Origin of the sequence: Luteimonas terrae, from assembly GCF_004358165.1 — a bacterium.
GTDB lineage: Bacteria > Pseudomonadota > Gammaproteobacteria > Xanthomonadales > Xanthomonadaceae > Luteimonas > Luteimonas terrae.
On the sequence record NZ_SMTG01000002.1, the window covers coordinates 69,898 to 94,439 of the forward strand.

30 protein-coding genes are annotated in these 24,542 nt (G+C 69.3%); 10 read left to right on the forward strand and 20 right to left on the reverse strand.

Translation table 11 applies throughout. The features are described 5' to 3' along the window. The first annotated feature begins 28 nt into the window (after positions 1 to 28). Both E2F49_RS00390 and E2F49_RS00395 read left to right on the forward strand, forming a co-directional pair. Positions 29 to 1,159: a PilT/PilU family type 4a pilus ATPase gene (locus E2F49_RS00390; protein WP_055246949.1), complete on the forward strand. Its 1,131-nt coding sequence runs from the start codon at positions 29 to 31 to the stop codon at positions 1,157 to 1,159. A gap of 190 nt (positions 1,160 to 1,349) precedes the next feature. Next, complete coding sequence (locus E2F49_RS00395; protein WP_055246952.1) at positions 1,350 to 1,976, forward strand: superoxide dismutase; 627 nt, start codon at positions 1,350 to 1,352, stop codon at positions 1,974 to 1,976. Between the two features lie 117 nt (positions 1,977 to 2,093). Here the strand turns inward: E2F49_RS00395 and E2F49_RS00400 are convergent, their stop codons facing one another. Beyond that, on the reverse strand, positions 2,094 to 2,636 hold the full coding sequence (locus E2F49_RS00400) for a DNA-3-methyladenine glycosylase I (protein ID WP_133392159.1): 543 nt from the start codon (positions 2,634 to 2,636) through the stop codon (positions 2,094 to 2,096). Positions 2,637 to 2,738: 102 nt separating this feature from the next. Between E2F49_RS00400 and E2F49_RS00405 the strand changes: the two genes are divergently transcribed. Next, positions 2,739 to 3,194: an FKBP-type peptidyl-prolyl cis-trans isomerase gene (locus E2F49_RS00405; protein WP_055246959.1), complete on the forward strand. Its 456-nt coding sequence runs from the start codon at positions 2,739 to 2,741 to the stop codon at positions 3,192 to 3,194. A 3-nt stretch (positions 3,195 to 3,197) separates the two neighbouring features. Here E2F49_RS00405 and E2F49_RS00410 read toward each other — a convergent pair whose 3' ends face one another. Then, the gene (locus E2F49_RS00410) at positions 3,198 to 4,064 is read right to left on the reverse strand and encodes a DUF72 domain-containing protein (RefSeq protein WP_133392160.1); all 867 of its coding nucleotides are present in this window, start codon (positions 4,062 to 4,064) and stop codon (positions 3,198 to 3,200) included. A 117-nt stretch (positions 4,065 to 4,181) separates the two neighbouring features. Here E2F49_RS00410 and E2F49_RS00415 point away from each other — a divergent pair, with 117 nt between their 5' ends. From E2F49_RS00415 to E2F49_RS00430, 4 genes are all read left to right on the forward strand, one after another. Then, positions 4,182 to 4,736 (forward strand): YqgE/AlgH family protein, encoded by a 555-nt coding sequence (locus E2F49_RS00415; protein ID WP_133392161.1) that lies wholly within the window; start codon positions 4,182 to 4,184, stop codon positions 4,734 to 4,736. Continuing rightward, positions 4,733 to 5,200: a Holliday junction resolvase RuvX gene (ruvX, locus tag E2F49_RS00420; RefSeq protein WP_133392162.1), complete on the forward strand. Its 468-nt coding sequence runs from the start codon at positions 4,733 to 4,735 to the stop codon at positions 5,198 to 5,200. The genes E2F49_RS00415 and ruvX overlap by 4 nt, the downstream gene beginning before the upstream one ends. Positions 5,201 to 5,342: 142 nt before the next feature. Beyond that, on the forward strand, positions 5,343 to 6,287 hold the full coding sequence (locus tag E2F49_RS00425) for an aspartate carbamoyltransferase catalytic subunit (RefSeq protein ID WP_133392163.1): 945 nt from the start codon (positions 5,343 to 5,345) through the stop codon (positions 6,285 to 6,287). 127 nt (positions 6,288 to 6,414) lie between these two features. Beyond that, positions 6,415 to 7,800 (forward strand): amino acid permease, encoded by a 1,386-nt coding sequence (locus tag E2F49_RS00430; protein ID WP_133392164.1) that lies wholly within the window; start codon positions 6,415 to 6,417, stop codon positions 7,798 to 7,800. 6 nt (positions 7,801 to 7,806) lie between these two features. Here the strand turns inward: E2F49_RS00430 and E2F49_RS00435 are convergent, their stop codons facing one another. The 16 genes from E2F49_RS00435 to E2F49_RS00510 form a co-directional block, all read right to left on the reverse strand. Further along, positions 7,807 to 8,637, reverse strand: a complete 831-nt coding sequence (locus E2F49_RS00435) for a carboxylesterase family protein (protein WP_133392165.1) — start codon at positions 8,635 to 8,637, stop codon at positions 7,807 to 7,809. Positions 8,638 to 8,653: 16 nt separating this feature from the next. Beyond that, positions 8,654 to 9,283, reverse strand: coding sequence for a DUF1294 domain-containing protein (locus E2F49_RS00440; protein WP_133392166.1), 630 nt, complete (start codon positions 9,281 to 9,283; stop codon positions 8,654 to 8,656). Positions 9,284 to 9,293: 10 nt separating this feature from the next. Then, entirely contained in the window at positions 9,294 to 10,655 is a 1,362-nt protein-coding gene (gene mgtE, locus E2F49_RS00445) for a magnesium transporter (protein ID WP_055246971.1), read from the reverse strand. A gap of 140 nt (positions 10,656 to 10,795) precedes the next feature. Then, positions 10,796 to 12,529: a phosphoenolpyruvate--protein phosphotransferase gene (ptsP, locus tag E2F49_RS00450; protein WP_133392167.1), complete on the reverse strand. Its 1,734-nt coding sequence runs from the start codon at positions 12,527 to 12,529 to the stop codon at positions 10,796 to 10,798. Next, on the reverse strand, positions 12,529 to 12,798 hold the full coding sequence (locus tag E2F49_RS00455) for an HPr family phosphocarrier protein (protein ID WP_055246975.1): 270 nt from the start codon (positions 12,796 to 12,798) through the stop codon (positions 12,529 to 12,531). Before E2F49_RS00455 ends, ptsP begins: the two co-directional genes overlap by 1 nt. Before the next feature lie 61 nt (positions 12,799 to 12,859). Further along, positions 12,860 to 13,252, reverse strand: coding sequence for a PTS sugar transporter subunit IIA (locus tag E2F49_RS00460; protein ID WP_133392168.1), 393 nt, complete (start codon positions 13,250 to 13,252; stop codon positions 12,860 to 12,862). Positions 13,253 to 13,354: 102 nt separating this feature from the next. After that, positions 13,355 to 14,230: an RNase adapter RapZ gene (gene rapZ, locus E2F49_RS00465; RefSeq protein ID WP_055246979.1), complete on the reverse strand. Its 876-nt coding sequence runs from the start codon at positions 14,228 to 14,230 to the stop codon at positions 13,355 to 13,357. Then, positions 14,227 to 15,186, reverse strand: coding sequence for an HPr(Ser) kinase/phosphatase (hprK, locus tag E2F49_RS00470; RefSeq protein ID WP_133392169.1), 960 nt, complete (start codon positions 15,184 to 15,186; stop codon positions 14,227 to 14,229). The genes rapZ and hprK overlap by 4 nt, the downstream gene beginning before the upstream one ends. Continuing rightward, on the reverse strand, positions 15,183 to 15,644 hold the full coding sequence (locus E2F49_RS00475) for a PTS sugar transporter subunit IIA (RefSeq protein WP_133392170.1): 462 nt from the start codon (positions 15,642 to 15,644) through the stop codon (positions 15,183 to 15,185). The genes hprK and E2F49_RS00475 overlap by 4 nt, the downstream gene beginning before the upstream one ends. A gap of 40 nt (positions 15,645 to 15,684) precedes the next feature. Next, the gene (gene hpf, locus E2F49_RS00480; protein ID WP_055246985.1) at positions 15,685 to 16,011 is read right to left on the reverse strand and encodes a ribosome hibernation-promoting factor, HPF/YfiA family; all 327 of its coding nucleotides are present in this window, start codon (positions 16,009 to 16,011) and stop codon (positions 15,685 to 15,687) included. A 135-nt stretch (positions 16,012 to 16,146) separates the two neighbouring features. Further along, entirely contained in the window at positions 16,147 to 17,619 is a 1,473-nt protein-coding gene (locus E2F49_RS00485) for an RNA polymerase factor sigma-54 (RefSeq protein WP_133392171.1), read from the reverse strand. 36 nt (positions 17,620 to 17,655) lie between these two features. Further along, complete coding sequence (lptB, locus tag E2F49_RS00490; RefSeq protein WP_133392172.1) at positions 17,656 to 18,375, reverse strand: LPS export ABC transporter ATP-binding protein; 720 nt, start codon at positions 18,373 to 18,375, stop codon at positions 17,656 to 17,658. Continuing rightward, positions 18,375 to 18,920: a lipopolysaccharide transport periplasmic protein LptA gene (gene lptA / locus E2F49_RS00495; RefSeq protein ID WP_133392173.1), complete on the reverse strand. Its 546-nt coding sequence runs from the start codon at positions 18,918 to 18,920 to the stop codon at positions 18,375 to 18,377. Before lptA ends, lptB begins: the two co-directional genes overlap by 1 nt. Beyond that, positions 18,898 to 19,464, reverse strand: a complete 567-nt coding sequence (lptC, locus tag E2F49_RS00500; RefSeq protein WP_165971079.1) for an LPS export ABC transporter periplasmic protein LptC — start codon at positions 19,462 to 19,464, stop codon at positions 18,898 to 18,900. The genes lptA and lptC overlap by 23 nt, the downstream gene beginning before the upstream one ends. Next, positions 19,461 to 20,018, reverse strand: a complete 558-nt coding sequence (locus tag E2F49_RS00505) for a KdsC family phosphatase (protein ID WP_055249749.1) — start codon at positions 20,016 to 20,018, stop codon at positions 19,461 to 19,463. The genes lptC and E2F49_RS00505 overlap by 4 nt, the downstream gene beginning before the upstream one ends. 40 nt (positions 20,019 to 20,058) lie before the next feature. After that, a complete protein-coding gene (locus tag E2F49_RS00510; protein WP_055246995.1) occupies positions 20,059 to 21,060 on the reverse strand; it encodes a KpsF/GutQ family sugar-phosphate isomerase in 1,002 nt (333 codons plus the stop codon). 161 nt (positions 21,061 to 21,221) lie between these two features. Between E2F49_RS00510 and E2F49_RS00515 the strand changes: the two genes are divergently transcribed. The 3 genes from E2F49_RS00515 to E2F49_RS00525 all read left to right on the forward strand — a co-directional run bounded on the left by E2F49_RS00515 (position 21,222) and on the right by E2F49_RS00525 (position 23,033). Continuing rightward, positions 21,222 to 21,476 (forward strand): BolA family protein, encoded by a 255-nt coding sequence (locus E2F49_RS00515; RefSeq protein WP_055249750.1) that lies wholly within the window; start codon positions 21,222 to 21,224, stop codon positions 21,474 to 21,476. Further along, positions 21,476 to 22,735: a UDP-N-acetylglucosamine 1-carboxyvinyltransferase gene (gene murA / locus E2F49_RS00520; protein WP_133392175.1), complete on the forward strand. Its 1,260-nt coding sequence runs from the start codon at positions 21,476 to 21,478 to the stop codon at positions 22,733 to 22,735. The genes E2F49_RS00515 and murA overlap by 1 nt, the downstream gene beginning before the upstream one ends. Before the next feature lie 61 nt (positions 22,736 to 22,796). Continuing rightward, complete coding sequence (locus tag E2F49_RS00525) at positions 22,797 to 23,033, forward strand: EF-hand domain-containing protein (protein WP_133392176.1); 237 nt, start codon at positions 22,797 to 22,799, stop codon at positions 23,031 to 23,033. Positions 23,034 to 23,100: 67 nt separating this feature from the next. Here the strand turns inward: E2F49_RS00525 and E2F49_RS00530 are convergent, their stop codons facing one another. Together E2F49_RS00530 and E2F49_RS00535 are read right to left on the reverse strand one after the other, a co-directional pair. Beyond that, entirely contained in the window at positions 23,101 to 23,817 is a 717-nt protein-coding gene (locus tag E2F49_RS00530) for a DUF3108 domain-containing protein (RefSeq protein ID WP_243713337.1), read from the reverse strand. Continuing rightward, the gene (locus tag E2F49_RS00535; RefSeq protein WP_133392178.1) at positions 23,817 to 24,542 is read right to left on the reverse strand and encodes a DUF3108 domain-containing protein; all 726 of its coding nucleotides are present in this window, start codon (positions 24,540 to 24,542) and stop codon (positions 23,817 to 23,819) included. The genes E2F49_RS00530 and E2F49_RS00535 overlap by 1 nt, the downstream gene beginning before the upstream one ends.

The following is a 24,542-nucleotide window of genomic DNA, read 5'->3' on the forward strand; positions in this document are numbered from 1 at the left end:
GCGCGAGACGGGATCCCGGAGGATCGTCATGAGCAGCATCGATTTCACCTCGTTCCTCAAGCTGATGGCCCATCAGAAGGCCTCGGATCTGTTCATCACCGCCGGCATGCCGCCCTCGATCAAGGTGCACGGCAAGATCTCGCCGATCACCCAGAACCCGCTCACGCCGCAGCAGGCGCGCGATCTGGTGCTCAACGTGATGACCCCGCCGCAGCGCGAGGAGTTCGAGAAGACCCACGAGTGCAACTTCGCGATCGGTGTCTCGGGTGTCGGTCGCTTCCGCATCTCGTGCTTCTACCAGCGCAACCAGGTCGGCATGGTGCTGCGTCGCATCGAGACGCACATCCCGAGCGTCGAAGAACTCAACCTGCCGCCGATCATCAAGACGCTGGCGATGACCAAGCGCGGCATCGTGATCTTCGTCGGTGCCACAGGCACCGGTAAATCGACTTCGCTCGCGGCGATGATCGGATATCGCAACCAGAATTCGACCGGCCACATCATCACGATCGAGGACCCGATCGAGTTCGTGCACAAGCACGCCGGCTGCATCATCACCCAGCGCGAGGTCGGCATCGATACCGACAGCTGGGACGCCGCGCTGAAGAACACGCTGCGCCAGGCGCCCGACGTGATCATGATCGGCGAGGTGCGCACGCGCGAGGGCATGGACCACGCCATCGCCTTCGCCGAAACCGGCCACCTGGTGCTGTGCACGCTGCATGCGAACAACGCCAATCAGGCGATGGACCGCATCATCAACTTCTTCCCCGAAGACCGCCGCAACCAGCTGCTGATGGATCTGTCACTCAACCTCAAGGGCGTGGTGGCCCAGCAGCTGATTCCCACGCCCGACGGCAAGGGCCGCCGCGTGGCGATGGAGATCATGCTCGGCACGCCGCTGGTGCAGGACTACATCCGCGACGGCGAGATCCACAAGCTCAAGGAGGTCATGAAGGAGTCGACCAACCTGGGCATGAAGACCTTCGACCAGGCGCTGTTCGAGCTCTACCAGGCCGGCGAGATCTCCTACGAGGATGCACTGCGCTACGCCGACTCGGCGAACGAAGTGCGCCTGCGCATCAAGCTCGCCCAGGGCGGCGATGCACGCACGCTGGCGCAGGGGCTCGACGGCGTCGAGGTGGCGGAGGTCCGCTGACCGCACGACGCACGGGTTGCCTGATGTCGAACGCCCCGCCCGTGCGGGGCGTTCGTGTTTGCGGCCCGGCGTCGCAACGCAGTGTTGTCACGGCCCGTCACGGCGGGCGCGTATCGTGGCGGTCCGTTGTCGCCAAGTTGACCCCGTCCGGGGGACAATGCAGCGCATTCACTTCCCAAGGAGACCGTTCATGGCCTACACCCTCCCCGAGCTGGGCTACGCATACGACGCGCTCGAGCCGCACATCGATGCGAAGACGATGGAAATCCATCACACCAAGCACCACCAGACCTACATCAACAACGCCAACGCGGCCCTCGAGGGCACGCAGTGGGCGGACAAGTCGGCCGAAGAACTCATTGCCGACCTCGACGCGCTGCCGGAAGACAAGCGCGGCCCGCTGCGCAACAACGCCGGCGGCCATGCCAACCACTCGCTGTTCTGGACCGTGATGTCGCCCAACGGCGGCGGCAACCCGGTCGGCGACGTCGCCAAGCACATCGACAGCGACCTCGGTGGCTTCGACGCGTTCAAGGAAGCCTTCACCAAGGCCGCGCTGACCCGCTTCGGCAGCGGCTGGGCGTGGCTGTCGGTCGACAAGTCGGGTGTGCTGAAGGTCGAGAGCAGCGCCAACCAGGACAACCCCCTGATGAAGGGCATCGGCTCGGGCAACACCCCGATCCTCGGCCTCGACGTCTGGGAGCACGCGTACTACCTGAACTACCAGAACCGCCGCCCGGACTACATCGCCGCGTTCTACAACGTCGTCGACTGGAACGAGGTCGAGCGTCGTTACCAGGAAGCGGTCAAGGGCTGAGTCCTGCCGTCCTGATGTGTGTTTCCATTCCGGCCGCGAAAGCGGCCGGAATGCTGTGGAAGCGAAAATTCTGGAGCGCGCCGGACCCGCTCTTTCCGCCGCAAGCAGGGGAGGGCTTCAAGCGTTTCGCTTCGCCTTCTCGATATCCCGCATCACCGGGCAATCGGCACGATGCGCCCCTGGCAGATAGCCCAGGCTCATCAGGAATTCGCCGGTGATCTCGCCGCCGGTGAAGCGGAAGGTCTTCTTGAACAGCTTGACCCACGAGGCTTTGTCGCGCGGCGCGCCGTCCTCGAACGCATGCGCATCCAGCCACTCGACGAACCCGCCGTGGCTGCGCCGCAGGCCCTGGATCACCTGCGCGTTGTGGATCGCCGCGTCGACCTTGAGCCGGTTGCGGATGATCGACGCGTCGCCCAGCAGACGCTGGCGGTCGGCCTCGCCGTAGGCGGCCACCGTGTCGACGTCGAAGCCGTCGTACGCGGCGCGGAAGCCCTCGCGCTTGCGCAGGATGGTCTCCCAGCTCAGGCCGGCCTGGTTGATCTCCAGCAACAGCCGCTCGAACAGCACCGCTTCCGCGCGTTGCGGAAAACCGTACTCGGTGGCGTGGTAGCTGTGGTGGACGGGGTGCCCCGGGGCGATGTCGCAGTAGCCGCTCATCCGCCCAGCATAGGCCAAGGGCCGAGCATGGGGTGCGCACCGGGTTGCGCCTTTCACGCGGGCCGCGCCACCATGCGGCCTGGCCCTGTCACGGATCCGTCGATGGACATCGCTCCCAGCCGCGTCGCCACGCTGCACTTCACGCTGTCCGACGACAGTGGCCAGCACATCACCAGTACCCGCGGCCACGACCCGCTGGTCTACATGCACGGCAACGGCTCGATCATCAGCGGCCTGGAGGCGGCGCTGGAAGGGCGCAGTGCCGGCGACACCTTCAGCGTCGACATTCCGCCCGAGCGCGGTTTCGGCCCGCGCCACGACAGTCTGGTGCAGACGCTGCCGCGTTCGATGTTCACCGGCACGGTCACGCCTGCGGTCGGCGAGAAGCTGCGCGCCCAGACCGAAAAGGGTCCGCTCGACGTCGTGGTGACCGCGCTCGATGCCGAGCACATCACCGTCGACGGCAACAATCCGCTGGCCGGTCGCACGCTGCGTGCGGATGTCGAAGTGCTCGCGGTGCGGGTGGCGACGCCGCAGGAAATCCAGTTCGGCCTGTGAGCGTCAGTCCAGGCGCGTCATGAGCGCCCGGGCGTCGAACGGCGCGTGCACCTTGGCGTCGTTGTCGAAGTAGCAGTAGACGTCGCGTCCTGCCGCTGCCTTCGCGGCGCGGGGCGCGCTGCGCGCGGCATCGCGTGGCTCGCCGCCCGCATGCCACCGGGCGATACGCCGCGCCCAGCGGTCGAGTGCAGCGTCGCCGTAGCCGCTGGTGTAGAGCTCGGTATCGCCGTGCAGGCGGATGTAGACGAAGTCCGCGGTCACGTCTTCGGTCACCGGATACCTGCCGGCGCTGTCGGACACCAGCACGCCGATGCCGCGCGCACGCAGCAGGGCGATGCACTCGGCGTTCTGGAAGCTCGGGTGCCGCACTTCGAGGGCATGGCGGATGGGCCGGTCGGCCAGGCGGGGCAATGCGCTGCGGCCGCGCATGCGCGCCACCTCACGGGTGCGGGCGAATGCCAGCCTGTCCGATGTGGTCGTGGGCAGCAACGCGAGGAATGCCTCGAGCAGCGTCGGATCGAAGCGGAGCGTCGGCGGCAACTGCCACAGAAAAGGCCCCAGGTGCGCGTCCAGTGTGAGCACACCGGACGCGAAGAAGTTCGCCAGCGGCCGTTCCACGTCCTGCAGGCGCTTCATGTGGGTCACGAAGCGCGGCCCTTTGATCGCGAACACAAAGCCCTCCGGCACCGCGTCGCGCCACGCGCGCCAGCTGGCCGGCGACTGCAGGGAATAGAAGGATCCATTGAGTTCGATGGAGCGGAACATTCCGGCCGCGTAGGTGAGTTCCGCGCGCTGCGGCAGGCCCGGCGGATAGAACACCCGACGCCAGGGCGCGTAACGCCAGCCCGAGATGCCGATCCGGATCGTCATGGCCGGCATCGTCCACACGGGTGGCGCGCGCATTCGTGAATCCAGGCACCGGGACCGTTCAGATTGCGCGGTCCTGTCTACGCGTGGCACGCACGGCGCGCCCGCTAGAATGCGCGCATGTCGTTCTTCGCCAACCAGATGCTGGTCGCGCTGCCCGCGCTGCAGGATCCCAACTTTTCGCGGACCGTCGCGCTGATCTGTCAGCACGATGGCGACGGCGCGATGGGCGTGGTGGTCAATCGCCCGTCCGAGTACACGTTCGGTGACCTGCTCGAGCAGATGAACATCCCGCTGCGCGACGCGCGTCTGCGCGATCGCCGCGTGCTCGCCGGCGGCCCGGTCCATCCGGAACGCGGCTTCGTCTTGCACGATGGCGACGGCGGCTGGGATTCGACGCTGTCGATCACCGACACGCTGCACGTCACGACCTCCCGCGACGTGCTCGAGGCGATGGCCTCGGGCGATGGTCCCGAGCATGCGGCCGTCGCGCTGGGTTGCGCCGGCTGGGGACGCGGCCAGCTGGAACGCGAGCTCACCCAGCACAGCTGGCTGACCGTGCCGGCCGATGCGCAGCTGCTGTTCGACACGCCGCTCGATGCGCGCTGGCAGGCCGCGGCGGCGCGCATCGGCGTGGACATGATGCACATCGCCAGCCACAGCGGCCGCGCATGAGCGAACCGGCCGCCACGATTCGGCGCGACGGCACCGTGCTGGGATTCGATGTCGGCGCACGCCGGATCGGCGTCGCGGTCGGCAGTGCCTTCGGTCATGGCGCGCGTGCATTGGCGGTCATCGACGTGCACAGCGGTGCGATCGACTGGCAGGCGGTCGATCGCCTGCAGAAGGAGTGGCGCCCGGACGGGATGATCGTGGGCGATCCGCTGACGCTGGACGGCGGCGACCAGCCGGCCCGTATCCGCGCGCATGCGTTCGCGCGCGAACTCGTTGCGCGCTACCGTCTGCCGGTGGTGCTGATCGATGAGCGCGCCAGCTCGATCGAAGCCGCGCAGCGCTTCGCGATCGACCGCGCCGAAGGCCGCCGCAAGCGCCGCGATGCGGCCGCGCTCGACGCGGTGGCGGCCGCGGTGATCGTCGAACGCTGGCTGGCCTCGCCGGACGACGCCGTGCCGGTCTGACGATTCCCGCCTCCGCCGGAATGGCGGAATTGTTCGGAACCCTGACGCAGCGCGCAGGCTGAAAAGGTGCCCGCCCACCGTGCACTCGCCGGATCGCGTGCGCTACGGGACAATGTCGGCCCCGCCGCCGACCGTGCCCGCGATGACCTCTGTTTCCGACGCCCAGATCGATTCCGATGGCCGCCTGCGTCATCTGCTGACCCTCGAATGCCTGCCGCGTCCGACGCTCGAAGCGCTGCTCGACCGCGCACAGGCGATGGCCGACAGCGGCGAGGTCAATGCGCGGCTGGCCGGCATCGCGGTCTGCACGCTGTTCTTCGAGCCCTCCACGCGCACGCGCCTGAGTTTCCAGCGCGCCACGCAGCGCCTCGGCGCCGATGTGCTGGGCTTCGACGCATCGACGTCGTCGACGACCAAGGGCGAGACCGCGCTCGATACCTTCCGCAACATCGAGGCGATGGGCGTGCGCGGCTTCGTCGTGCGCCATTCCGCCGATGGCGCGGTCGCCGAGCTCGCCGCGGCCGCGGCGCCGGGGACCGCGCTGGTCAACGCCGGCGACGGCCGCAGCGCGCATCCCACCCAGGGCCTGCTCGACATGCTGACGCTGCGCCAGGCCACGGGTACCGATTTTTCGGGGCTCAAGGTCGTCATCGTCGGCGACGTCCGGCATTCGCGCGTGGCGCGCAGCGATCTCCACGCGCTGCGCACGCTCGGCGCTGGCGAAATCCGCGTTTGCGGCCCGGCCTCGCTGTTGCCCGACGCCGACACGCTGTCCGGCTGCACGGTCACGCACGACCTCGATGCCGCGCTGGACGGTGTGGACGCGGTGATGATGCTGCGGCTGCAGCGCGAGCGCATGGCCGAGGGTCTGGTCGATTCGCTCGAGAACTACCACCGCGACTACGGGCTCGATGCGCGGCGTCTGCGGCGTGCCTCGACCGATGCGGTGGTGCTGCATCCGGGACCGATGAACCGCGGCGTCGAGATCACCGACGAGGTGGCCGACGGGCCGCAGTCGTGGATCCTGCAGCAGGTGGCGAACGGGGTGGCGGCGCGGATGGCGGTGCTGGAGGCGCTGCTGGGGTGACAGTCGCGCGCGAGCGCGCTCCCACAGCCGGGATCTCTCGGATCGGCATGCGGCGTTCCGCGGTGAAGGCCGCTGTCGCCGGGGCAATCCGGTATCGTGCGGCCGTCCCTGACCCGCTGCAGAAACGATGTCCGCACACGATCCGAATGCCTCCCTGCCCGAACAGGCCGCTGCCGCACCGGCGCATGCGCTGACGCCGCGACAGCTGGTGATGATGGGCCTGGGCAGCGCGATCGGCGCCGGCCTGTTCCTGGGCTCGGGCGTCGGCATCCAGACCGCCGGACCGGCCGTGCTGGTGTCGTACCTGATTGCTGGCGCGCTTGTAATCGTGGTCATGCACGCACTCGGCGAGATGGCGGCGGCGAAACCGGCCAGCGGGGCGTTCTCGGTCTACGCCGCCGATGCGATGGGGCCGACGGCCGGCGCCACGGTCGGCTGGTTGTGGTGGCTGCAGGTGGTGATCGTGATCGCCGCCGAAGCGGTCGGCGCGGCCGGACTGCTGGCGTCGATCTGGCCGCAGCTGTCGATTCCCGGGCTGGCGCTGTGTTTCATGGTGTTCTTCACCGCGATCAACCTGCTGGGCGTGCGCCAGTTCGGCGAGTTCGAATTCTGGTTCGCGATCCTCAAGGTCATCGCGATCCTCGGCTTCATCGCGATCGGCATTGCGCTGCTGGCAGGCGCGTTGCCGGCCGTGGCGTCGCCGGGCCTGTCGAACGTGCTGGGCCCCGACGGCTTCGCGCCGCGTGGCTGGGCGGGCATCGGCGCGGCGTTGCTGGTGGTGGTGTTCGCGTTCGGCGGCACCGAAATCGTCGCGATCGCGGCGGCGGAGACCAACGACCCGGCCAGGAGCCTCGCTCGCGCGATCCGCACCGTCGCCTGGCGCATCCTGGTGTTCTATCTCGGCTCGATCGCTGTGATCGTCGCGGTGGTGCCGTGGGACAGCGCTGCACTGTCTTCGCCGTTCGCCGCCGTGCTGCAGGTCGCGCGCATCCCCGGCGCGGCGACCGCGATCACCCTGGTCGCGGTGATCGCGCTGCTGTCGGCGCTCAACGCCAACCTCTACGGCGCCTCGCGGATGATCTGGTCGCTGGGCCGGCGTGGCGATGCGCCCGCGCTGCTGGGCCGCAGCGACCGTCGCAACGTGCCGGTGTCGGCCGTGCTGGCGAGTGTCGCGTTCGGCTTCGCCGCCGCGGCGCTGGAGCTGCTGTTTCCGCAGCGCGTGCTGCCGGTGCTGCTCAACATCGTCGGCGCGACCTGCCTGCTGGTGTGGACGCTGGCCCTGGTCTCGCAGTTCATTCTGCGCCGCCGCGCCGATCGCGCCGGCACCGCGCTGCCGTTCCGGATGCGCCTGTTCCCGCTGCCGACGCTTGCGGCGCTGTGCGTGCTGGCGGTGATCTTCGCGATGCTGGTCGCATCGCCCGACACGCGCGCGCAGTTCCTGTCGATGGCCGCGCTCACGGCGGTGATCGCCGCGCTCAACGCGTTCGCGCAGCGGATGCGTCGCGCGCGCTGACCATCGTCAGCGGCGGCGCTGGGCGAACAGCCACGGCCACAGCGCTTCGGTGCGATAGGCCGCATCCCAGCTGTTGTGGTTGGCGTCGGGAAATTCGGTGTAGCGCACGTCCGCGCCCGCGTCGCGCAGGGCGGCGTGCATGCGCCGCGACTGCTCCGGCGGCACCACGTCGTCCAGCGCGCCGTGGAAGATCCAGCTCGGGATGTCGCGCAGATGCCGCGCCGCTTCGGCGAACGGGTCCGCCGCCGAGCGGGTGGACGCCACGTACAGGTTGTCGAGGTCGGGACGCGAGCCGGGCGGCGTGATGCCGCCGCAGACTGGCACCAGCGCGGCGAACCGGGTCGGTTCGCGCAGCGCCAGCGACCAGGTGCCGTAGCCGCCGCGCGACATGCCGGTCAACGACGTCCGGCTGCGATCGCCATCGAACTCCGCGGTCGCGGCGTCGAGCGTCGCCAGCGCCATCGTCGCGGTGTCGCCTTCCCAGGATTCGCCTTCCGGCGACTGCGGGAACACCACCAACGCCGGAAAATCCGCCGCGTGCGCGCGCACGTAGGGGCCGAGTCCTGCCTGCGTCTGCTTCTCGCCATCGTCGCCGCGCTCGCCCGAGCCGTGCAGGAACAGCACGACCGGCAACGGACGCGGCAAGGCGGCCGAGGGCACGAACACCTGGTAGGCGTAACGGCGTCCGTTCGCGGTCACCTCGCGGCGTACGAAGCGTCCGGGCGCGGCGTTGGACGAGGGCAGGGCGCTCGCGCAGCCGGATAGCACGGCGACGCCGCTGGCCAGGGCGAGCCCGCGCAATACACGGCGGCGGGCGGTCGAGGTAGTCTCGGTCATACGGACTCCAGATGTGTCAGGCGAAGGTCCACAGCGCCAGCGCGAGCAGGTGCAAAGCGATCATCGCGACGAACACCCTACGGTAGGCGGGTTTGGCGCGTTTGTGACGCAGCACCTGTTGCGCGAGCCCGGCGGCGGGCCAGCCGCCCAGCAGCTCGAGCAGATGCAGCTGCGATTCGGGTGTGCGCCAGCGGCCGTGCTGCGCGGCGTGCTTGTCGAGCGCGTAGGCCGCGAAGGTCAGGACGTTGAGACCGGCGAGCGCAGCGAGCGCGAGCGGCGGCAATCGACCCGAAAGTGCGGCGAACGCTAGCAGGCCGAGCCAGACGGCGATCGCGATCCACAGTCCGCGCAGGTCGCTGGACGGGGCGGCGCCCGCGGTCGCACGGCGTGAGCGCGCGGCCCGAGCGCCGGATGCCGCGCCGACCGCGGCCACCCGCACCGCACGCCAGCGCCCATCGGCCTGCCGCTCGGGCACGTAACGCACCCGCGCGCCGACGACGGGACGTGTCGCGCCGCGCTCGATGTCGCGGACGTGGACGAACAGGCGATCGGGAGCGCCGTCGGCGGAGGTCTCGGGCACGATGAAGCCGAAGCCGCGCGCGTCGTCCCAGCGTTCGATCCGACCGAATCCTGCCGGGGCGCGCATCGGGCTGTCCTCAGCGCAGCATGATCGCGCTGGCGAGGCCGAGGAAGCTGAAGAAGCCCATGATGTCGGTCACCGCGGTCACCACGACCGTGCCGGCGACCGCCGGGTCGACGCGCATGCGCTTGAGCAGCAATGGCAGCAGCACGCCGGCCAGCGCCGCCGAGCAGAAGTTGATCAGCAGCGCGGCGAAGATCACCAGCGACAGCAGCCAGTCGCGGAACCAGACCAGCGCGACCAGTCCGACCAGGCCACCGATCAGCACACCGTTGATCGACGCCACGCGCAGCTCCTTCCACAGCAAGATGCGCGCATTGCTCGCGCCGACCTGGCCCAGCGCCAGACCCCGCACCATCAGTGTCAGCACCTGCACCGCGGCGTTGCCGCCGATGCCGGCGACGATGGGCATCAGCACGGCGAGCGCGACGATCTGTTCGATGGTCGCCTCGAACTGGCCGATGACGAACGCAGCGAGGAACGCCGTGCACAGGTTGATCCCGAGCCACACCACGCGGCCGCGCACGGCGCGCCGGATCGGCGAGAACAGGTCTTCCTCTTCGTCCAGACCGGCCGCCGACAGCGCCTGGTGCTCGGCCTGTTCGCGGATGATGTCGATGACGTCGTCGACCGTGATGCGGCCGAGCAGGATGTTGCCGTCGTCGACGACCGGCGCCGAGACCCAGTCGTTGTCGGAGAACTGGCGCGCGACCTGGTCGGCCGAATCGGCGACGTGGATCGAGTCGAGTTCGTCGTCGATCAGCTTGTTGATCGGCGTGCCCGGCTCGCGCGTCACCAGATCCTGCAGCGCGACCCAGCCCATCAGCTGGTGGCGGCGGTTGACGACGTACAGATGGTCGGTGTGTTCGGGCAGCTCGCCGCGCAGGCGCAGGAACCGCAGCACCACGTCGACCGTGGTGTCGGCGCGCACCGTCACCACGTCGGGATTCATCAGGCGGCCGGCGGTGTCCTCGGGATAGGACAGCACCTGTTCGAGGCGCTCGCGATTCTCGCGGTCCATCGACTTGAGGACTTCGTCGATGACCGCCTCGGGCAGGTCCTCGACGAGATCGGCCAGGTCGTCGATATCGAGATCCTCGACGGCCGCGACCAGCTCGTCGGGATCCATGTCCGCGATCAGGCTCTCGCGCACCTCGTCGCCGACGTGGACCAGCACCTCGCCGTCGTCCTCGGCATCGACCAGGCCCCACACGACGATGCGCTTGTCGTGCGGCAGCGATTCGAGGAGGTTGCCGATCTCGGCCGGCGCCAGCGTGTTGACCAGCCGGCGCACCGGGCCCAGACGTCCGCTGTCGAGCGCGTCGGACAGCAGGCGCAGCTGACGCGCGGTCTTGTCGGGGCGGACGGCTTCGGCCATGGACTGCTCCGTTGCGCGTCGCGACGGGTCCGGCGCGACAGGTCAGATAGGCATCCGCGCATTATCCGCGCAGTGCATCGATCTGCCCACCCCGTGCTGTGCATTTCCGTCGCGCGGACGCCGCGTCCGCAACGCGGGGTTCAGGCCGGCGGATACACCGGCTGCACCGCGTCGAGCCAGCGCTCGATGCCGGCGCGATCGCGGGCACGCAGCAGTGCCGGCGCGCGGGCGCGCAGTCTGCCCAGATCCAGCGCGCGGATCGCACGGCGCACTTCCAGCAGCGGCGAGGGATGCAGGCTCAGTTCTTCGAGCCCCAGCGCGAGCAGCAGCGGCGTGAACCGCGCATCGCCGGCGATCTCGCCACAGACCGATGCCGGCATGCCGCGCGCACGCGCGACGCGGACCACGTTGTGCACCAGCCGCAGCACCGCCGGGTGCAGCGGCGAGTAGAGTTCGCCGAGCGCGTCGTTGTTGCGGTCGGCGGCCAGCAGGTACTGGACCAGATCGTTGGTGCCGATCGAGATGAAGTCGAGATCGCGGGCGAAGGTCGGCAATGCGATCGCCGCCGAGGGCACTTCGATCATCGCGCCGAGCGCGATGCGCTCTGCGGTTTCGTGGCCGTCGCGCCGCAGGTCCTGCTGCACGCGCGCGAGCAGCGTGCGCACCGCGACGATCTCTTCGCGGCCGCTGACCATCGGCACGAGGATGCGCACCGGGCCGTAGCCGGACGCGCGTGCGATCGCGCGCAACTGCGTCTCCAGCAGGCCGGTGCGCGCCATCGACAGGCGCACGCCGCGCAGGCCGAGCGCGGGATTGGGTTCGTGGCGCAGGGCCAGTCCGCTTTCGTCGGCCTTGTCGGCGCCGATGTCGAGCGTGCGGATGGTGACGGTGCGGCCGGTCATGCCGAGCACCAGATCGCGATAGGCGCGGAACTGCGCGTCCTCGTCGGGAATCTCGCGGCCCTGCAGGAACAGGAATTCGGTGCGGTACAGGCCGACGCCGGCCGCGCCCAGTGCGTGCGCCTCGGCGACGTCGTCGCGGGTCTCGGCATTCGCATACAGGCGGATGTCGACGCCGTCGAGGGTCTTGCTGGGCTCGCGGCGCAGGCGACGCAGCTGTTTGCGTTCGCGCTTTTCATCGCGCAGACGCGCGCGATAGGCACGCAGGTCGTCGGCGTCGGGTTCGACGACCATCTCGCCGGTGGCGCCGTCGATCACCAGCACGTCGCCGTCGTTGACCGCGCCCAGCGCCTGCGGCGCGTTGACGATCAAGGGCAGATGCAGGCTGCGGGCGAGGATCGCCGAATGCGACAGCATGCTGCCGCCGGATGTCACGATGCCGAGCACGCCCTGCGCCTGCAGGCGACCGATCTCCGAAGGCGCGATGGCGTCGGTGACCAGGATCTCGCCGGCTACGCCCTGCAGCTCGGCCTCGTGTGCATGCAGCGCCGCGTGCACGCGGCCGATGACGTGGTCGATGTCTTCGATGCGGCTGCGGAAATAGGCATCGTCCATGCCCTCGAACACCGCGGCCAGGCGGTCACGCTGCAGGCGCAGCGCGTAGTCGGCGCCGTACAGGCCCGAGCGCACGAGTTCGTCGAGACCCTGCAGCAGTTCGGGATCGTCGAGCAGCAGCGTGTGCAGGTCGAGGAACTCGCCGACCTCGTGCGCCAGTGCGCCGTGCAGCTGGTCGCGCATCGCGCGGATCTCGCCGCGCACCTGGTCAATCGCGGCGTGCAGGCGCGCGAGTTCGGCCTCGGCGTCCTGGGGCGCGACGCGGGTTTCGGCGACTTCCAGGGCATGGGGCTCGCGCACGCGCGCCCGTCCGAGCGCATTGCCGCGTGAGGCACCCTGTCCGTGGAGCGCCTGCCGCATCAGCCCTCCTCGTCGAACCTGCGCTCGAACAGCGCGGCAGCGGCCTCCATCGCGGCAGCCTCTTCCTCGCCTTCGAGCCGCAAGACGACCTGGGTGCCGTGCCCGGCCGCCAGCAGCATCACCCCCATGATGCTCTTGGCATTGACCTCGCGGCCCTTGGCGACCAGCGTGGCATTGCAGCGGAAGCCCGACAGCACCTGGACCAGCTTGGCGGTTGCACGCGCGTGCAGACCGAGCTTGTTGGCGACGAGCAGTTCACGTTCGATCATGTGCGTAAAGGGGTCCTGGGCTGCGCGGGGGAAGGGGTCGCGGTGATGCGGGTGACGGGCCTCAGGCGTCGTCGTGCAGTACGCCGTTGCGGGCGCCGGCCGCGGCGGTCGCCGGAAGCGCGTCGAGCGCCTGCTCAGGATAGTTCATGACCCGCAGCAGCATCGCCAGGCTCAGCCCGGACACGCGCCGCGCCGGCGTGCCCAGGCGCGCCAGTTGCGAGGCGACATTGCTCGGGCTGGCGCCATAGAGATCGGTCAGGATCAGCACGCCGTCGCCGCCGTCGACGCGTCGCATCGCCGCACTCGCCTGCGGCAATGCCGCGTCGGGATCCGCGTCGAACGGCATCTCGAACACGTCCGTCTTCAACGGCAGTTGCTGCAACAGACGGGTCGCCACCGCGAGCATCGCGGAACCGATCCCTTCGTGGGTCAATAGAAGTACGCCGACGGCCATCGGTGGACGTTAGCAGAGCAGGGGGATCAGCCGGAAGCGTCGCCGGCGACACGATGCATCCGCGCGCGATGCGACGTGCGATCGTTGCATCGTGATGGCGCGTCAGTCGAGTTCGCGATGCCAGGTCGCGACGTCGCGCCAGCCCTGTTCGCGCGCGTGGCGCGCCATGCTTTCGGCCAGATACACCGAACGGTGCCGGCCCCCGCTGCAGCCGAAGGCGACGGTCACGTAGCTGCGCGTGTCGCTGCGCAGGCGCGGCAGCCAGTTGTCGAGAAACTGCGCGACCTGCGCGAGGAACTCGCCGACATCCGTTTGCGCCTCGAACCAGGTGCGCACATCCGCATCGCGTCCCGACAGCGGTCGCAGCCGCGGGTCCCAGTGCGGGTTGGGCAGCATCCGGGCGTCGAAGACGAAGTCCGCATCGGCCGGCACGCCGCGCCGGTAGGCGAAGGATTCGAACAGCAGCGAGACCGACTGGTCCTGGGCCAGATCGAGCTCGGTGAGGATGCGCCGGCGCAGCTGATGGACGTTGAGATCGCTGGTGTCGATGACCGTGTCGGCAAGGCTGCGGAGCGGCCGCAGCAAGGTGCGCTCGAGCGCGATCGCATCGGCCAGCGACAGGCCCACGCGGCTCAGCGGATGGCGCCGGCGGGTGTCGGCGAATCGCCGCAGCAACACTTCGTCGCCGGTCTCGAAGAACACCAGTCGCGGATCCAGGCCCAGCGCGCCCACGCCCGACAGCCAGCTCGGCACCTTCGACAGATCCGTGTGCCGGTTGCGCACGTCGATCCCAACCGCGAGGCGCCTGGGCGGCTCGTCGGCGCGGGTGAGGTTGGCGACGAAGTCGGCGAGCATGCCGGCCGGCAGATTGTCGACGCAATAGAAGTCGAGATCCTCGAACGTGCGCAGCGCCACCGACTTGCCGCTGCCCGACAGGCCGCTGACCACGTAGAACAGCGGCGGCGACGCATCGTTCATGGCGCGCCCCGCTCGAGGAACTGCGAATGCCGCGCGAGGAAGGCCGCGGCCGGGTCGAGACCCTTGGTGCGCAGGATGTGGGTGCGCGTCGCCGCCTCGGCCAGGACGGCGAGGTTGCGGCCCGGCATCACCGGCAGGGTGATCAGCGGTACGTCGAGGTCGAGCACGCGACGGACGCCGAGGTCGCCGGTCAGGCGCACCATGCCGTCGCCATCGCCGGCCATCGTGTCGGCATTGGGCCGGCTGAGGTGGATGATCAGCCGCAGGTACTTGTTCCGCTTGACCGCCGTGTCGCCGAACATCTCGCGGATGTTGAGCACGCCCAGGCCGCGCAGTTCCAGCAGGTCCTGCAGCAGTTCGGGACAGGTGCCATCGAGCACGTCGGGCGCGATCTGGGTGAACTCCGGCGCGTCGTCGGCGACCAGACGGTGGCCGCGCGTGATCAGCTCGAGCGCGAGTTCGCTCTTGCCCGAGCCCGACTCGCCGGTGATCAGCACGCCGATCGAATACACCTCCATGAAGACGCCATGCAGGGTGATGCGCGGCGCCAGCTGGCGGGCGAGGTGGTACTGCAGCAGGTTGAGCAGTTCATGGCCGCGATTGGGCGAACTCCACAACGGCGTCTGCGATTCCTCGGCCGCCTCGCGCAGGTCCTCGGGGCAGGGCTGGTCCTTACTGATGACCAGCGCGAGCGGGCGGTACTGGACGATGCGCTCGATGGTTTCCCAGCGCAGGCGCGAATCCAGGCCGTCCAGCCAGGCCAGTTCCTCGGTGCCGAGGATCTGTACCTTGTTGGGATAGATGATGTTGAGATAGCCGGCGAGCGATGGGCGACGGGCGATGGTCTCGACCGACTCGACGGCACGCCGCGCGCCGTGCTGGCCGGCCAGCCAGCGCAGGCTCAGACGGTCGTGCAGCTGCGTGAACAGCTCCTGGGCCTGGATGCTCGCGTTCATGCCCGCGCCGTGGCGGCGTCGAGCAGCAGGCCGCGCAGGCGCGGCAGATCGGACGCCTCGCGCAACGCGTCGCGAAACTCGGCATCGGAGAAGCGCTCGACGAGGCCCGATAACGTCTGCAGATGCTGCTCGACCTGGTGATCGGGCACGCACATCGCGAATACCAGATCGACCGGCTGGCCGTCGGCGGCGCTGAAATCGATGGGGTGCGAGAGCCGCAGGAAGGCGGCGCGCGGTTCGCGGAACGCGGTGCTCCGTGCGTGCGGAATCGCAACGCCACGCCCGATGCCCGTGCTGCCCAACTGCTCGCGCTCACGCAGTGCGTGGCCGAGCAGCGGAGTCAGCGTGGGCGAGTTGCCGGCAAGCAGGCGCGCGGCGGAGTCCAGTACGACATCGCGGGAACCGGGCGCGACCAGCATCACGATGCGGTCGGCCGAGAGCAGATCGGAAAAGGACATGCCGCGCGTGCCCGCAGGCGGTTCCGAGGGGAGCTGAAGCCTAGCCGAAAGTGCCGTCGCGTGCAGGGCTCTCGCCGCGGTGATGGTCGACGACCTTCTTGCGGTGCTTGACCAGCAGGCGGTCGAGCTTGTCGGCAAGCTGGTCGATCGCGGCGTACATGTCGGCCGCACTGGCGTCGGCATGGAGGGTCTTGCCGGCGATGATCACGGTGGCCTCGGCCTTGTGGTGCGGCTTGTCGAGGCTGAGCTGGGTCTTGACCTCGAGCGGTCGGTCGAAGTGCTTGCCAAGCTTCTGCAGCTTGGTCTCCGTGTACTCGCGCAACGCGGGCGTCACCTCGATCTGGTGGCCATGGGTCTCGACATGCATCGGCAACCTCCTTCTACGGTTCGGGAAGGACCCACCCGCGACCACCGCGGGCGATCGGGTCCAGAGTAGCGCGGCGGGGACGCGGTGCAAGCGCCGTCCGTCACGTCTCTGGGACCACCGTAGGCAACGGGAAGTTCAGGCGATGCGAACGCGCTCGTGCGACGAAGCGATGTGCATGGCCTCGCGGTATTTGGCGACCGTACGCCGCGCCAACTGGACGCCGGCGGCATTCAGCAGCTCGGTCAGGCGGGCGTCGGACAGCGGCTTGCGCGGGTCCTCGGCATCGACCAGGCTGCGGATCATCTGCTGGATCGCCGTGCTCGACGCCTCGCCGCCGCCCTCGGTGCCGACGCCCGAGTCGAAGAAGTCCTTCAGCGACAGCGTGCCGCGCGGCGTGTGCACGTACTTGCGGGCAACCGCGCGCGACACGGTCGATTCGTGCATGCCGATTTCCTCGGCGACTTCGCGCAGGGTCAGCGGGCGCAGGGCGCGCTTGCCGAACTCAAGGAAACCGGACTGCTGCCGCACCAGGCAGCGCACGACCTTGAGCAGGGTCTCACCGCGCGCCTCGATGTTCTTCAGCAGCCAGCGCGCTTCCTGCAGGCGGCCCTTGAGATAGCCCGCGTCGCTCGATCCCGCATGCTGGATCAGCTGCTCGTACCCGCGGTGGATGGTGAGGCGCGGCGCATGCGAGCTGGCGAGCGCGACGCGCCACACGCCGTTCTGGCGGGTGATCACGCAGTCGGGCGTGACGTAGTTGTCGTGCGGCACGTTGCCCAGCTGCGCACCGGGGCGCGGATCGAGGCTGCGCAGCAGCTGCAGGGCGGTCGCCGCTTCCTCGACCGGGCAGCGAAGCGCGTCGGCCAGGCCGCTGGCGCCGAGCTTGGGCAGGCGTTCGATGTGATCGCGCGCGGCCTGCAGCGCGACGGCGCGGCCGGGCGTGTCGGACGAGAGCGGTTCGAGCTGCAGGCGCAGACATTCGCCGAGGTCGCGCGCGCCGACACCGACCGGGTCGAAGCGCTGCACGCGGCACAGCATCGTCGCGATCTCCCCGGCATCGGCGCGGATCTCGGGCAGCAGCGCGGCGGCAATGTCGTCGAGCGATTCGCGCAGGTAACCGTCTTCGTCGATCGCATCGATCAGGGCGATGCCGATGCTGCGGTCGCGCGACGACATCGTGCTCAGATGCAGTTGCCAGGACAGATGGTCGCGCAGGCTTTCGGACTGGACCATGCGGTCCGCCGGATCGCCGTCACCATCGAAATCGCCACCCTGGCCGCCACTGCCGGTGCCCGACGTGCGCTCGTACCAGCCGTCGTCGCCGTCCCAGGCCTGCGGCGCTTCGCCGTCGTGGGCGTCACCGCCGTCGCCGTCGCGGCGCTCGGCCTCGCGCTCGGCGCGTGCGTCCTGGGCGCTGGCGCGCTCGGACAACGGTTGCGTGCTGATCGCTTCGGGTTCTTCCCAGTCGAGCAGCGGGTTGCTCTCGACCGCCGCGGCGATCTCGGTTTCCAGTTCCACCGTCGACAACTGCAGCAGGTGCAGCGCCTGACGCAACTGCGGCGTCAGAACGAGATGCTGCCCCAGCGATGTCTGCAGTCTTGGCTTCATCGTCCCCGGAACTCCCTGACCGGATGCGTGCGCCGACTACAGACGGAAGGATTCCCCCAGGTAGACGCGACGCACATCGGGATTGGCCAGCAGCGCGTCCGGAGCTCCCTGTGCCAGTACGCCGCCGTCACTGAGGATATACGCCCGGTCACAGATCCCCAAGGTCTCGCGGACGTTGTGGTCGGTGATCAGCACGCCGATGCCGCGTTCCTTGAGGTGGGTGACGATGCGCTGGATCTCGCCGACCGAGATCGGATCGACGCCGGCGAAGGGTTCGTCGAGCAGCATCATCCGCGGGTTGGCGGCGAGTGCGCGGGCGATCTCGACACGACGACGCTCGCCGCCCGACAGGCTGGCGCCGGCCTGGTCGGCAACGTGGGTGATCTGCAGCTCGTCCATCAGGTCGGCAAGCGCCTTCTGGCGGCCGACCTTGTCGAGATCCTCGCGCAGCTCCAGCACCAGCATGATGTTGTCGGCGACGCTGAGCTTGCGGAACACCGACGGTTCCTGGGGCAGATAGCCGACGCCGCGCTTGGCGCGCGTGTACATCGGTTCGGCGGTGATGTCGTGGCCGTCGAGCACGATGCGCCCGGCATCCGCAGGCACCAGACCGACGATCATGTAGAAGCAGGTCGTCTTGCCGGCGCCGTTGGGGCCGAGCAGGCCCACGACCTCGCCCGATTCGAGCGTCAGCCCGAATTCCTTGACGACCTCGCGCTGCTTGTAGCGCTTGCGCAGACCTTCGGCGACGAGCATCAGCGGCCGCCCCGTGCTGCCGGTGCCGGCTGCTGCGCGGGCTGCTGGCCCTGGTTGCGCGGCTGGAACTGCATGCGCACGCGGCCCTGGCCCTCGCCGCCGCCCTGCACGCGGCCGGTCGACATGTTGTAGACGATGCGCTGGCCTTCGATCTTGCCCTGGCCCGGCTGGTTGACCACGGCATTGCCGGTCAGCACGACCGTGTCGTTGGTGAGGGTGTAGTCGGCCTGCGCAGCAGTCGCATCGACCCAGGAACCGTCGTCCATCTGCTGCCTCATCCGCACCGGCGAGCCGGTCAGCAGCGTGCGCTGGATCTGGCCGTTGCTGCGGCGCACGTCCACGCGCGCGGCCTTGATCTCGAGCGTGCCCTGGGTGATCTCGACATTGCCGGTGAACAGGCAGGGCGCGCGCTCGTCGGTCGAGCAATCGCTCGTGTCCGCATCGACGCCAAGCGTCTGGTTGCGGTCGGACGTCTTCGCCGACGCGCCGAACGGCACGGCCAGCGCGGCGACGAGCAGCAGACTAGCGGCGGGAATTCGGTTCATTGCGGAATCTCACCTTGGAAAGAAGCTCGATCCGTCCGGAATCGAGGTCGGCGCGCATGCCGGTGCCTTGCATTGTAGAACCGGGTTGTTCGACGTCGACGACGGCGTCGGAGGTGGCCTGGTTGCGCTGGGGAAACACGTTGAGCGAATCGGTGCGCATGCGCATGGGCCGCGCGCTGCCCGGCGGACTGTCGGCGGTGACCGCGCCGCGCAGCCGCACTTCCTCGTTGTTCTCCGACACCCAGCCGGTCTGCGAGCGGATTTCCCAGCGCCCGTCGCCTTCCTTCTCGGGCACGTGGAACAGCGGCGTGACCAGTTCGAGCGTGCGCGCACCGGGCGTCTGCTGCAGTTCGGGTGCCTGCAGCGAGAACGCCTCGTGGCCGTCGCTGTCGAGCGCCACGATGTCGAAGTCGCGCAGCAGGTAATCGGTGCGGCCGTCGGCCGGACCGTCGGCGACGATGCTGTCCTTCTGACGCCAGGCCGACCAGCCCGACAGCAGGGCGCCGGCCAGCAGCACGACCGTCAGGACGAGGCGCCAGTTCACGAGACCCGTCCGTCGGCGTGGATGCCGGCCAGACGACCCTGCGCGTGCAGGATTAGATCGCAGAGTTCACGCCCGGCGCCGCGGCCACCGTTGGCACGGGTCCGCCAGTGCGCGCTGTCGCCGGCGCAGGCGTGCGCGTCCGCGGGCGACACCGCCAGGCCGACCGCGCGCATGACGCCAACATCGGCCAGGTCGTCGCCCATGAAGGCCACCTCGTCCAGGCCGATGCCCAGCGATGCGCACAGCGACTCGACACGCTCGCGCTTGTCGGCGACGTGCACGTGCGCCTGGACGCCGAGGTCTTCGGCGCGGCGCTCGACGATGCCGCCCTTGCGCGCGGTCACCAGCGCCACCGTGATGCCCGACTTGCGCAGCAGCACCAGGCCCTGGCCGTCGTGCACGTGGAAGGTCTTGATCTCGCGGCCCTCGCTGTCGAAGCCGAGGCTGCCGTCGGTCAGCGTGCCGTCGACGTCGAAGCACGCCAGACGCACGCGCGCCGCGCGGTCGAGGATCGCGGCAGGCACATCGGCGAAGGGAGTGGGCGGGTGAGGCATTGTTTCGAAGGTATCGGGCATGACGTGAATGGGCACCTGCTCAGACCACGCGGGCGCGCAGCAGGTCCTGGATGTTCAGCGCGCCGACCACGCGGCGCTCGCCGTCCACCACCGGCAGCATGGTGATCTTGCGGGTTTCCATCAGGCGCGCCGCCTCGACGGCGAGCGCGTCGGCGGAAATCGCGAACGGGTCGCGGGTCATGACATCGGCGATGCGCGCGTTGCGGACATCGACCGCGGGATCGGTCAGGGTGCGGCGCAGGTCGCCATCGGTATACAGGCCGATCAGGCGGCGCTGGTCGTCGACGATCACGGTCATGCCCAGGCGCTTGCGGCTCATTTCCATCAGCGCGTCGGCCAGCGACGCGTCCGCGGCGATCGCCGGGATCTCGTCGCCGCCGTGCATGACGTCGCGGATGTGCAGCAGCAGACGTCGGCCGAGCGCGCCGGCCGGATGCGAGCGGGCGAAGTCGTCGGCGGTGAAGCCGCGCGCCTCCAGCAACGCGACCGCCAGCGCATCGCCCATGGCCAGCGAGGCGGTGGTGCTGGCCGTCGGCGCCAGCGCCAGCGGGCAGGCTTCGGCCGGCACGCTGATGTCGAGGTGGATGTCGGCGGACGTCGCCATCGTCGATGCGGGTCGGCCGGTCATCGCGATGACGATGTTGCCCTGGCGCTTGAGCACCGGCAGCAGCATCAGGATCTCGTCCGACTCGCCCGAATACGACAGCGCCAGCACCACGTCGGCGTCGGTGATCATGCCCAGGTCGCCGTGTCCGGCTTCGCCCGGATGCACGTAGAAGGCCGGGGTGCCGGTCGATGCGAAGGTCGCGGCGATCTTGCGTGCCACATGGCCGGACTTGCCCATGCCGGTGCAGACCACGCGGCCACGGCATTCGAGCATGCGGGCGCAGGCCGCGGAAAAGGCGCCGTCCAGACGCGCCGCAACGGCGTTCAGACCCTCGACCTCGACCTCGAATACGCGGCGTCCGCTGGCGGCGAAACCGGAGCTGACGACGGCATCGTCGGGGGCGGGCGCGACCATATCCGGCACTGGGCTTTTCCGTTAGGCTAAGCCGTTCATTTTATGCGCTTCCCGGCGTGAATGCCCCGCGACAGGCTGGGGCGGCGAAGACGGCTCATCCGCGCTTCACGCAGCGCCTTGTGACGTTCACGGCCCCGGCGGCGCGGCCACAGGAAGCTATCTTGGATACCCAGACCATCACCGACCTCATCCAGCAGGGGCTGCCCGACGCCGTGGTCCGCGTCCAGGGCGACGACGGCGTGCATTTCGAGGCGCTCGTCGTGTCGGCCGCCTTCGCCGGCAAGCTGCCATTGGCCCGCCATCGCATGGTCTACGCGACGCTCGGCGCGCTGATGGGCCGCGAGATCCACGCGCTGGCGCTGGACACGAAGACCCCCGACGAACACGCGCGCGCCAGCGGCGCGGGGGCCGGCTGATGGACAAGATCGTCGTCACCGGCGGCACCCCGCTGCAGGGCGAGGTGCGCATCTCCGGCGCGAAGAACGCGGTGCTGCCGATCCTGTGCGCCACGCTGCTCGCCGATGCGCCGGTCGAAGTGACCAATGTGCCGCATCTGCACGACGTGCTGACCACGGCCAAGCTGCTGTCGGGTCTGGGCGCGGGCGTCGAGCACGATGTCGAGGGCGGCCGCGTGACCGTGGATCCGCGCAGCGTCAGCAGCCATGTCGCGCCTTACGAACTGGTGCGCACGATGCGCGCCTCGGTGCTGGTGCTCGGCCCGCTGCTGGCGAAATACGGCGCGGCCGAAGTGTCGCTGCCCGGCGGCTGCGCGATCGGCGCGCGTCCCGTGGATCTGCACATCAAGTCCCTCGAGGCGCTGGGCGCCGAGATCACCGTCGAACACGGCTTCATCCGCGCAAAGGCCGAGCGGCTGCGCGGCGGGCACGTGGTGTTCGAGACGATCAGTGTCGGCGCGACCGAGAACGTGCTGATGGCCGCGACGCTCGCCGACGGCACGACCCTGATCGACAACGCCGCGCGCGAGCCGGAAATCGTCGATCTGGCCGAATGCCTGATCGCGATGGGCGCCGACATCCGGGGCGCCGGCACGTCGCGCATCGAAGTGTGCGGCGTGGAGCGGCTGCACGGCGCGACGCACGCGGTGGTCGCCGATCGCATCGAGACCGGCACCTTCCTCGTCGCCGCGGCGATGACCGGCGGTCGCGTGACCGCGGTCGGCGCGCGCCCCGACACGCTGGACGCGGTGATCGAGCGTCTGCGCCACGCGGGTGCGGACGTCACCATCGACGGCGACCGCATCACCATCGACATGCAGGGCCGCCGCCCGCGCGCGGTCGACATCGTCACCGCGCCGCATCCGGGGTTTCCCACCGACATGCAGGCGCAGTTCATGGCGATGAACACGATGGCCGAGGGCACCGGCACGATCGACGAGACGATCTTCGAGAACCGCTTCATGCACGTCAGCGAGCTGATGCGCCTGGGCGCGGAGATCGACATCGACGGCCACAGCGCCAGCGTGCACGGCGTGGCGCGTCTGAGCGGCGCGCCGGTGATGGCGACCGATCTGCGTGCGTCGGCATCGCTGATCCTGGCCGGCCTCGTCGCCGACGGCGACACCACGATCGACCGCATCTACCACCTCGACCGCGGATACGAGCACATCGAACGCAAGCTGTCGGGGCTGGGCGCGCAGATCCGCCGGGTGAAATGACGTGGCCTTCCGCGGACGACTCTCGAACCGGCGCATCGCTCTGTTCGTGACGATAGCGATGGTGCTGGTCGCGCTCGGCTGGATGCGCTACACCGGCGCAGCCGCGCTCAGCGGCATGCCGTTCAAGGACATGGACTGGAACGAGGATGGGGAGCTGACCCGCGGCGAAGTCCTGCAGGGTTTCTTCACCATCAGCGCCGTGCAGACGAAGGCGGGCAACCGCAGCTGCACCGAGTATCGGCACCGCGGCTCGAACGAACCGATCCGCGTGGAATGCCGGACCGAAGCCGCCCCCTGACGCACACCCACGTCCGGATACGAAAAGGCCCCGCATCGCGGGGCCTTTTCTATTTGCAGCCGATGGATCAGTTGACCGCCTGCAAACGCATGTCGATGTGGTCCTTGCCGTCACGACGCTGCAGCAGGCGCGCCGGCACCGGCAGGTCGTCGACGATCCACGCGATGATCTCGCGACGACCGTCGGTGCGCACGACCTTGGTCGCCTGCATCGACTTGCCACCCACGGTCACCTGTTCGGTGCCCTGGCGTTCGAACAGCTGGCGCTTGGCGCGGCCGTCCTCGACCAGGCGATAGCGCAGCGGCGACTTGCCGGCCTGCACGTCACGCACCAGTACCAGGTTCATCAGCATGCCGTCGAGGTCGCCGGCCTGCAGCGGCACCGGTGCGCTCTGGCCCTCGCGCACGTCGCCGCTGAAACGCGCTTCGCCGGCGCTCCAGTCATAGCGCGTGGTGAGCTCGCGGTTCTTCATCAGCATCGCGGCCAGGCCCGATTCGCCGCGCTGCGAATCGCTGCTCGACACGGGGCGCCACTGGTCGCCGTTGGTCTCGAAGACGGTGTTCTGCTCCAGCCGCGCGCCTGCACCGGCGACCTGCAACGCGTACTTCCAGCGGTTGCCGCCCTCGCGCGCCAGATTCATGTTCGCCTGCGCGCGCATGCCCATGTAGTTGGCCTGGTAGCTCGCGGAGAACGGCTCGATCGCCATCGCCGGCAGCGCGGCGAGCGTGAGCAGGGCGACGCTCGCGGTCGCGAGCAGTCGGGACAGGGAGGTTCGGATCTTCATCATGGTGCTCCTTGGTATTCGACCAGGCGCAGGTCCACCGCGTCCTCGCCGTTCTCGCGTTGCAGGATGCGCACCGGCGTGGGCACGCCGTCCGCAACCCAGATGATCATTTCGTCGTTGCCGCCGTTGGTCCGTGAAACCCGCAGCGCCGAATAGCTGATCTCGCCGACCTGTACCAGTTCGGTATCCGCCGCGACCTGGTAGGCGTACTCGCGCACGCGACCGCCGTCGACGAAGCGGTACTGCAGCGCGGCGCCCGGTGCGGCATCGCGCATGACTGCCAGGTTGATGAGCAGCGCGCTCATATCGCCCGGCTTCAGCGCCACCGGGTCGCGGCGCCGCTTGCTGATGTCGCCGGTCCACCGGGCCGTGCCGGTGTTCCAGTCGTAGACGCCCTCGACCTTGCGGTTGAAGAACACCGCCGCCTTGCGCGTCGTGCTCTGGCGCAGCGGGCGATAGACGTTGTCGCCGACCACGTCGAACAGCGTGTCCTGGTCGAGGTTGAGCGCCAGGATGCCGGCCAGACCCCGGTTGCCGCGGATGCCCAGATCGATCTGCCACTGCGCGCCCTGCGGCTGCAGGCGCATCGTCGCCGCCCCGGCCTGCTTGCCCTCGTACCAAGCGTCGTAAGTCGCGACGAACGGCTCCAGCCCCGCCGCACGGGCAGGGGGGGGGCACGCAACGGACAGCAGCGCGACTGCGATCAGGGGGAGGAGGGCACGCAT

Excerpts from the sequence above, each read along its gene's own strand:
- E2F49_RS00390 (WP_055246949.1), top strand. The coding sequence starts at position 29 with ATGAGCAGCATCGATTTCACCTCGTTCCTCAAGCTGATGGCCCATCAG.
- E2F49_RS00395 (WP_055246952.1), top strand. The coding sequence starts at position 1,350 with ATGGCCTACACCCTCCCCGAGCTGGGCTACGCATACGACGCGCTCGAG.
- E2F49_RS00400 (WP_133392159.1), bottom strand. The coding sequence starts at position 2,636 with ATGAGCGGCTACTGCGACATCGCCCCGGGGCACCCCGTCCACCACAGC.
- E2F49_RS00405 (WP_055246959.1), top strand. The coding sequence starts at position 2,739 with ATGGACATCGCTCCCAGCCGCGTCGCCACGCTGCACTTCACGCTGTCC.
- E2F49_RS00410 (WP_133392160.1), bottom strand. The coding sequence starts at position 4,064 with ATGACGATCCGGATCGGCATCTCGGGCTGGCGTTACGCGCCCTGGCGT.
- E2F49_RS00415 (WP_133392161.1), top strand. The coding sequence starts at position 4,182 with ATGTCGTTCTTCGCCAACCAGATGCTGGTCGCGCTGCCCGCGCTGCAG.
- ruvX (WP_133392162.1), top strand. The coding sequence starts at position 4,733 with ATGAGCGAACCGGCCGCCACGATTCGGCGCGACGGCACCGTGCTGGGA.
- E2F49_RS00425 (WP_133392163.1), top strand. The coding sequence starts at position 5,343 with ATGACCTCTGTTTCCGACGCCCAGATCGATTCCGATGGCCGCCTGCGT.
- E2F49_RS00430 (WP_133392164.1), top strand. The coding sequence starts at position 6,415 with ATGTCCGCACACGATCCGAATGCCTCCCTGCCCGAACAGGCCGCTGCC.
- E2F49_RS00435 (WP_133392165.1), bottom strand. The coding sequence starts at position 8,637 with ATGACCGAGACTACCTCGACCGCCCGCCGCCGTGTATTGCGCGGGCTC.
- E2F49_RS00440 (WP_133392166.1), bottom strand. The coding sequence starts at position 9,283 with ATGCGCGCCCCGGCAGGATTCGGTCGGATCGAACGCTGGGACGACGCG.
- mgtE (WP_055246971.1), bottom strand. The coding sequence starts at position 10,655 with ATGGCCGAAGCCGTCCGCCCCGACAAGACCGCGCGTCAGCTGCGCCTG.
- ptsP (WP_133392167.1), bottom strand. The coding sequence starts at position 12,529 with ATGCGGCAGGCGCTCCACGGACAGGGTGCCTCACGCGGCAATGCGCTC.
- E2F49_RS00455 (WP_055246975.1), bottom strand. The coding sequence starts at position 12,798 with ATGATCGAACGTGAACTGCTCGTCGCCAACAAGCTCGGTCTGCACGCG.
- E2F49_RS00460 (WP_133392168.1), bottom strand. The coding sequence starts at position 13,252 with ATGGCCGTCGGCGTACTTCTATTGACCCACGAAGGGATCGGTTCCGCG.
- rapZ (WP_055246979.1), bottom strand. The coding sequence starts at position 14,230 with ATGAACGATGCGTCGCCGCCGCTGTTCTACGTGGTCAGCGGCCTGTCG.
- hprK (WP_133392169.1), bottom strand. The coding sequence starts at position 15,186 with ATGAACGCGAGCATCCAGGCCCAGGAGCTGTTCACGCAGCTGCACGAC.
- E2F49_RS00475 (WP_133392170.1), bottom strand. The coding sequence starts at position 15,644 with ATGTCCTTTTCCGATCTGCTCTCGGCCGACCGCATCGTGATGCTGGTC.
- hpf (WP_055246985.1), bottom strand. The coding sequence starts at position 16,011 with ATGCATGTCGAGACCCATGGCCACCAGATCGAGGTGACGCCCGCGTTG.
- E2F49_RS00485 (WP_133392171.1), bottom strand. The coding sequence starts at position 17,619 with ATGAAGCCAAGACTGCAGACATCGCTGGGGCAGCATCTCGTTCTGACG.
- lptB (WP_133392172.1), bottom strand. The coding sequence starts at position 18,375 with ATGCTCGTCGCCGAAGGTCTGCGCAAGCGCTACAAGCAGCGCGAGGTC.
- lptA (WP_133392173.1), bottom strand. The coding sequence starts at position 18,920 with ATGAACCGAATTCCCGCCGCTAGTCTGCTGCTCGTCGCCGCGCTGGCC.
- E2F49_RS00505 (WP_055249749.1), bottom strand. The coding sequence starts at position 20,018 with ATGCCTCACCCGCCCACTCCCTTCGCCGATGTGCCTGCCGCGATCCTC.
- E2F49_RS00510 (WP_055246995.1), bottom strand. The coding sequence starts at position 21,060 with ATGGTCGCGCCCGCCCCCGACGATGCCGTCGTCAGCTCCGGTTTCGCC.
- murA (WP_133392175.1), top strand. The coding sequence starts at position 21,476 with ATGGACAAGATCGTCGTCACCGGCGGCACCCCGCTGCAGGGCGAGGTG.
- E2F49_RS00530 (WP_243713337.1), bottom strand. The coding sequence starts at position 23,817 with ATGAAGATCCGAACCTCCCTGTCCCGACTGCTCGCGACCGCGAGCGTC.
- E2F49_RS00535 (WP_133392178.1), bottom strand. The coding sequence starts at position 24,542 with ATGCGTGCCCTCCTCCCCCTGATCGCAGTCGCGCTGCTGTCCGTTGCG.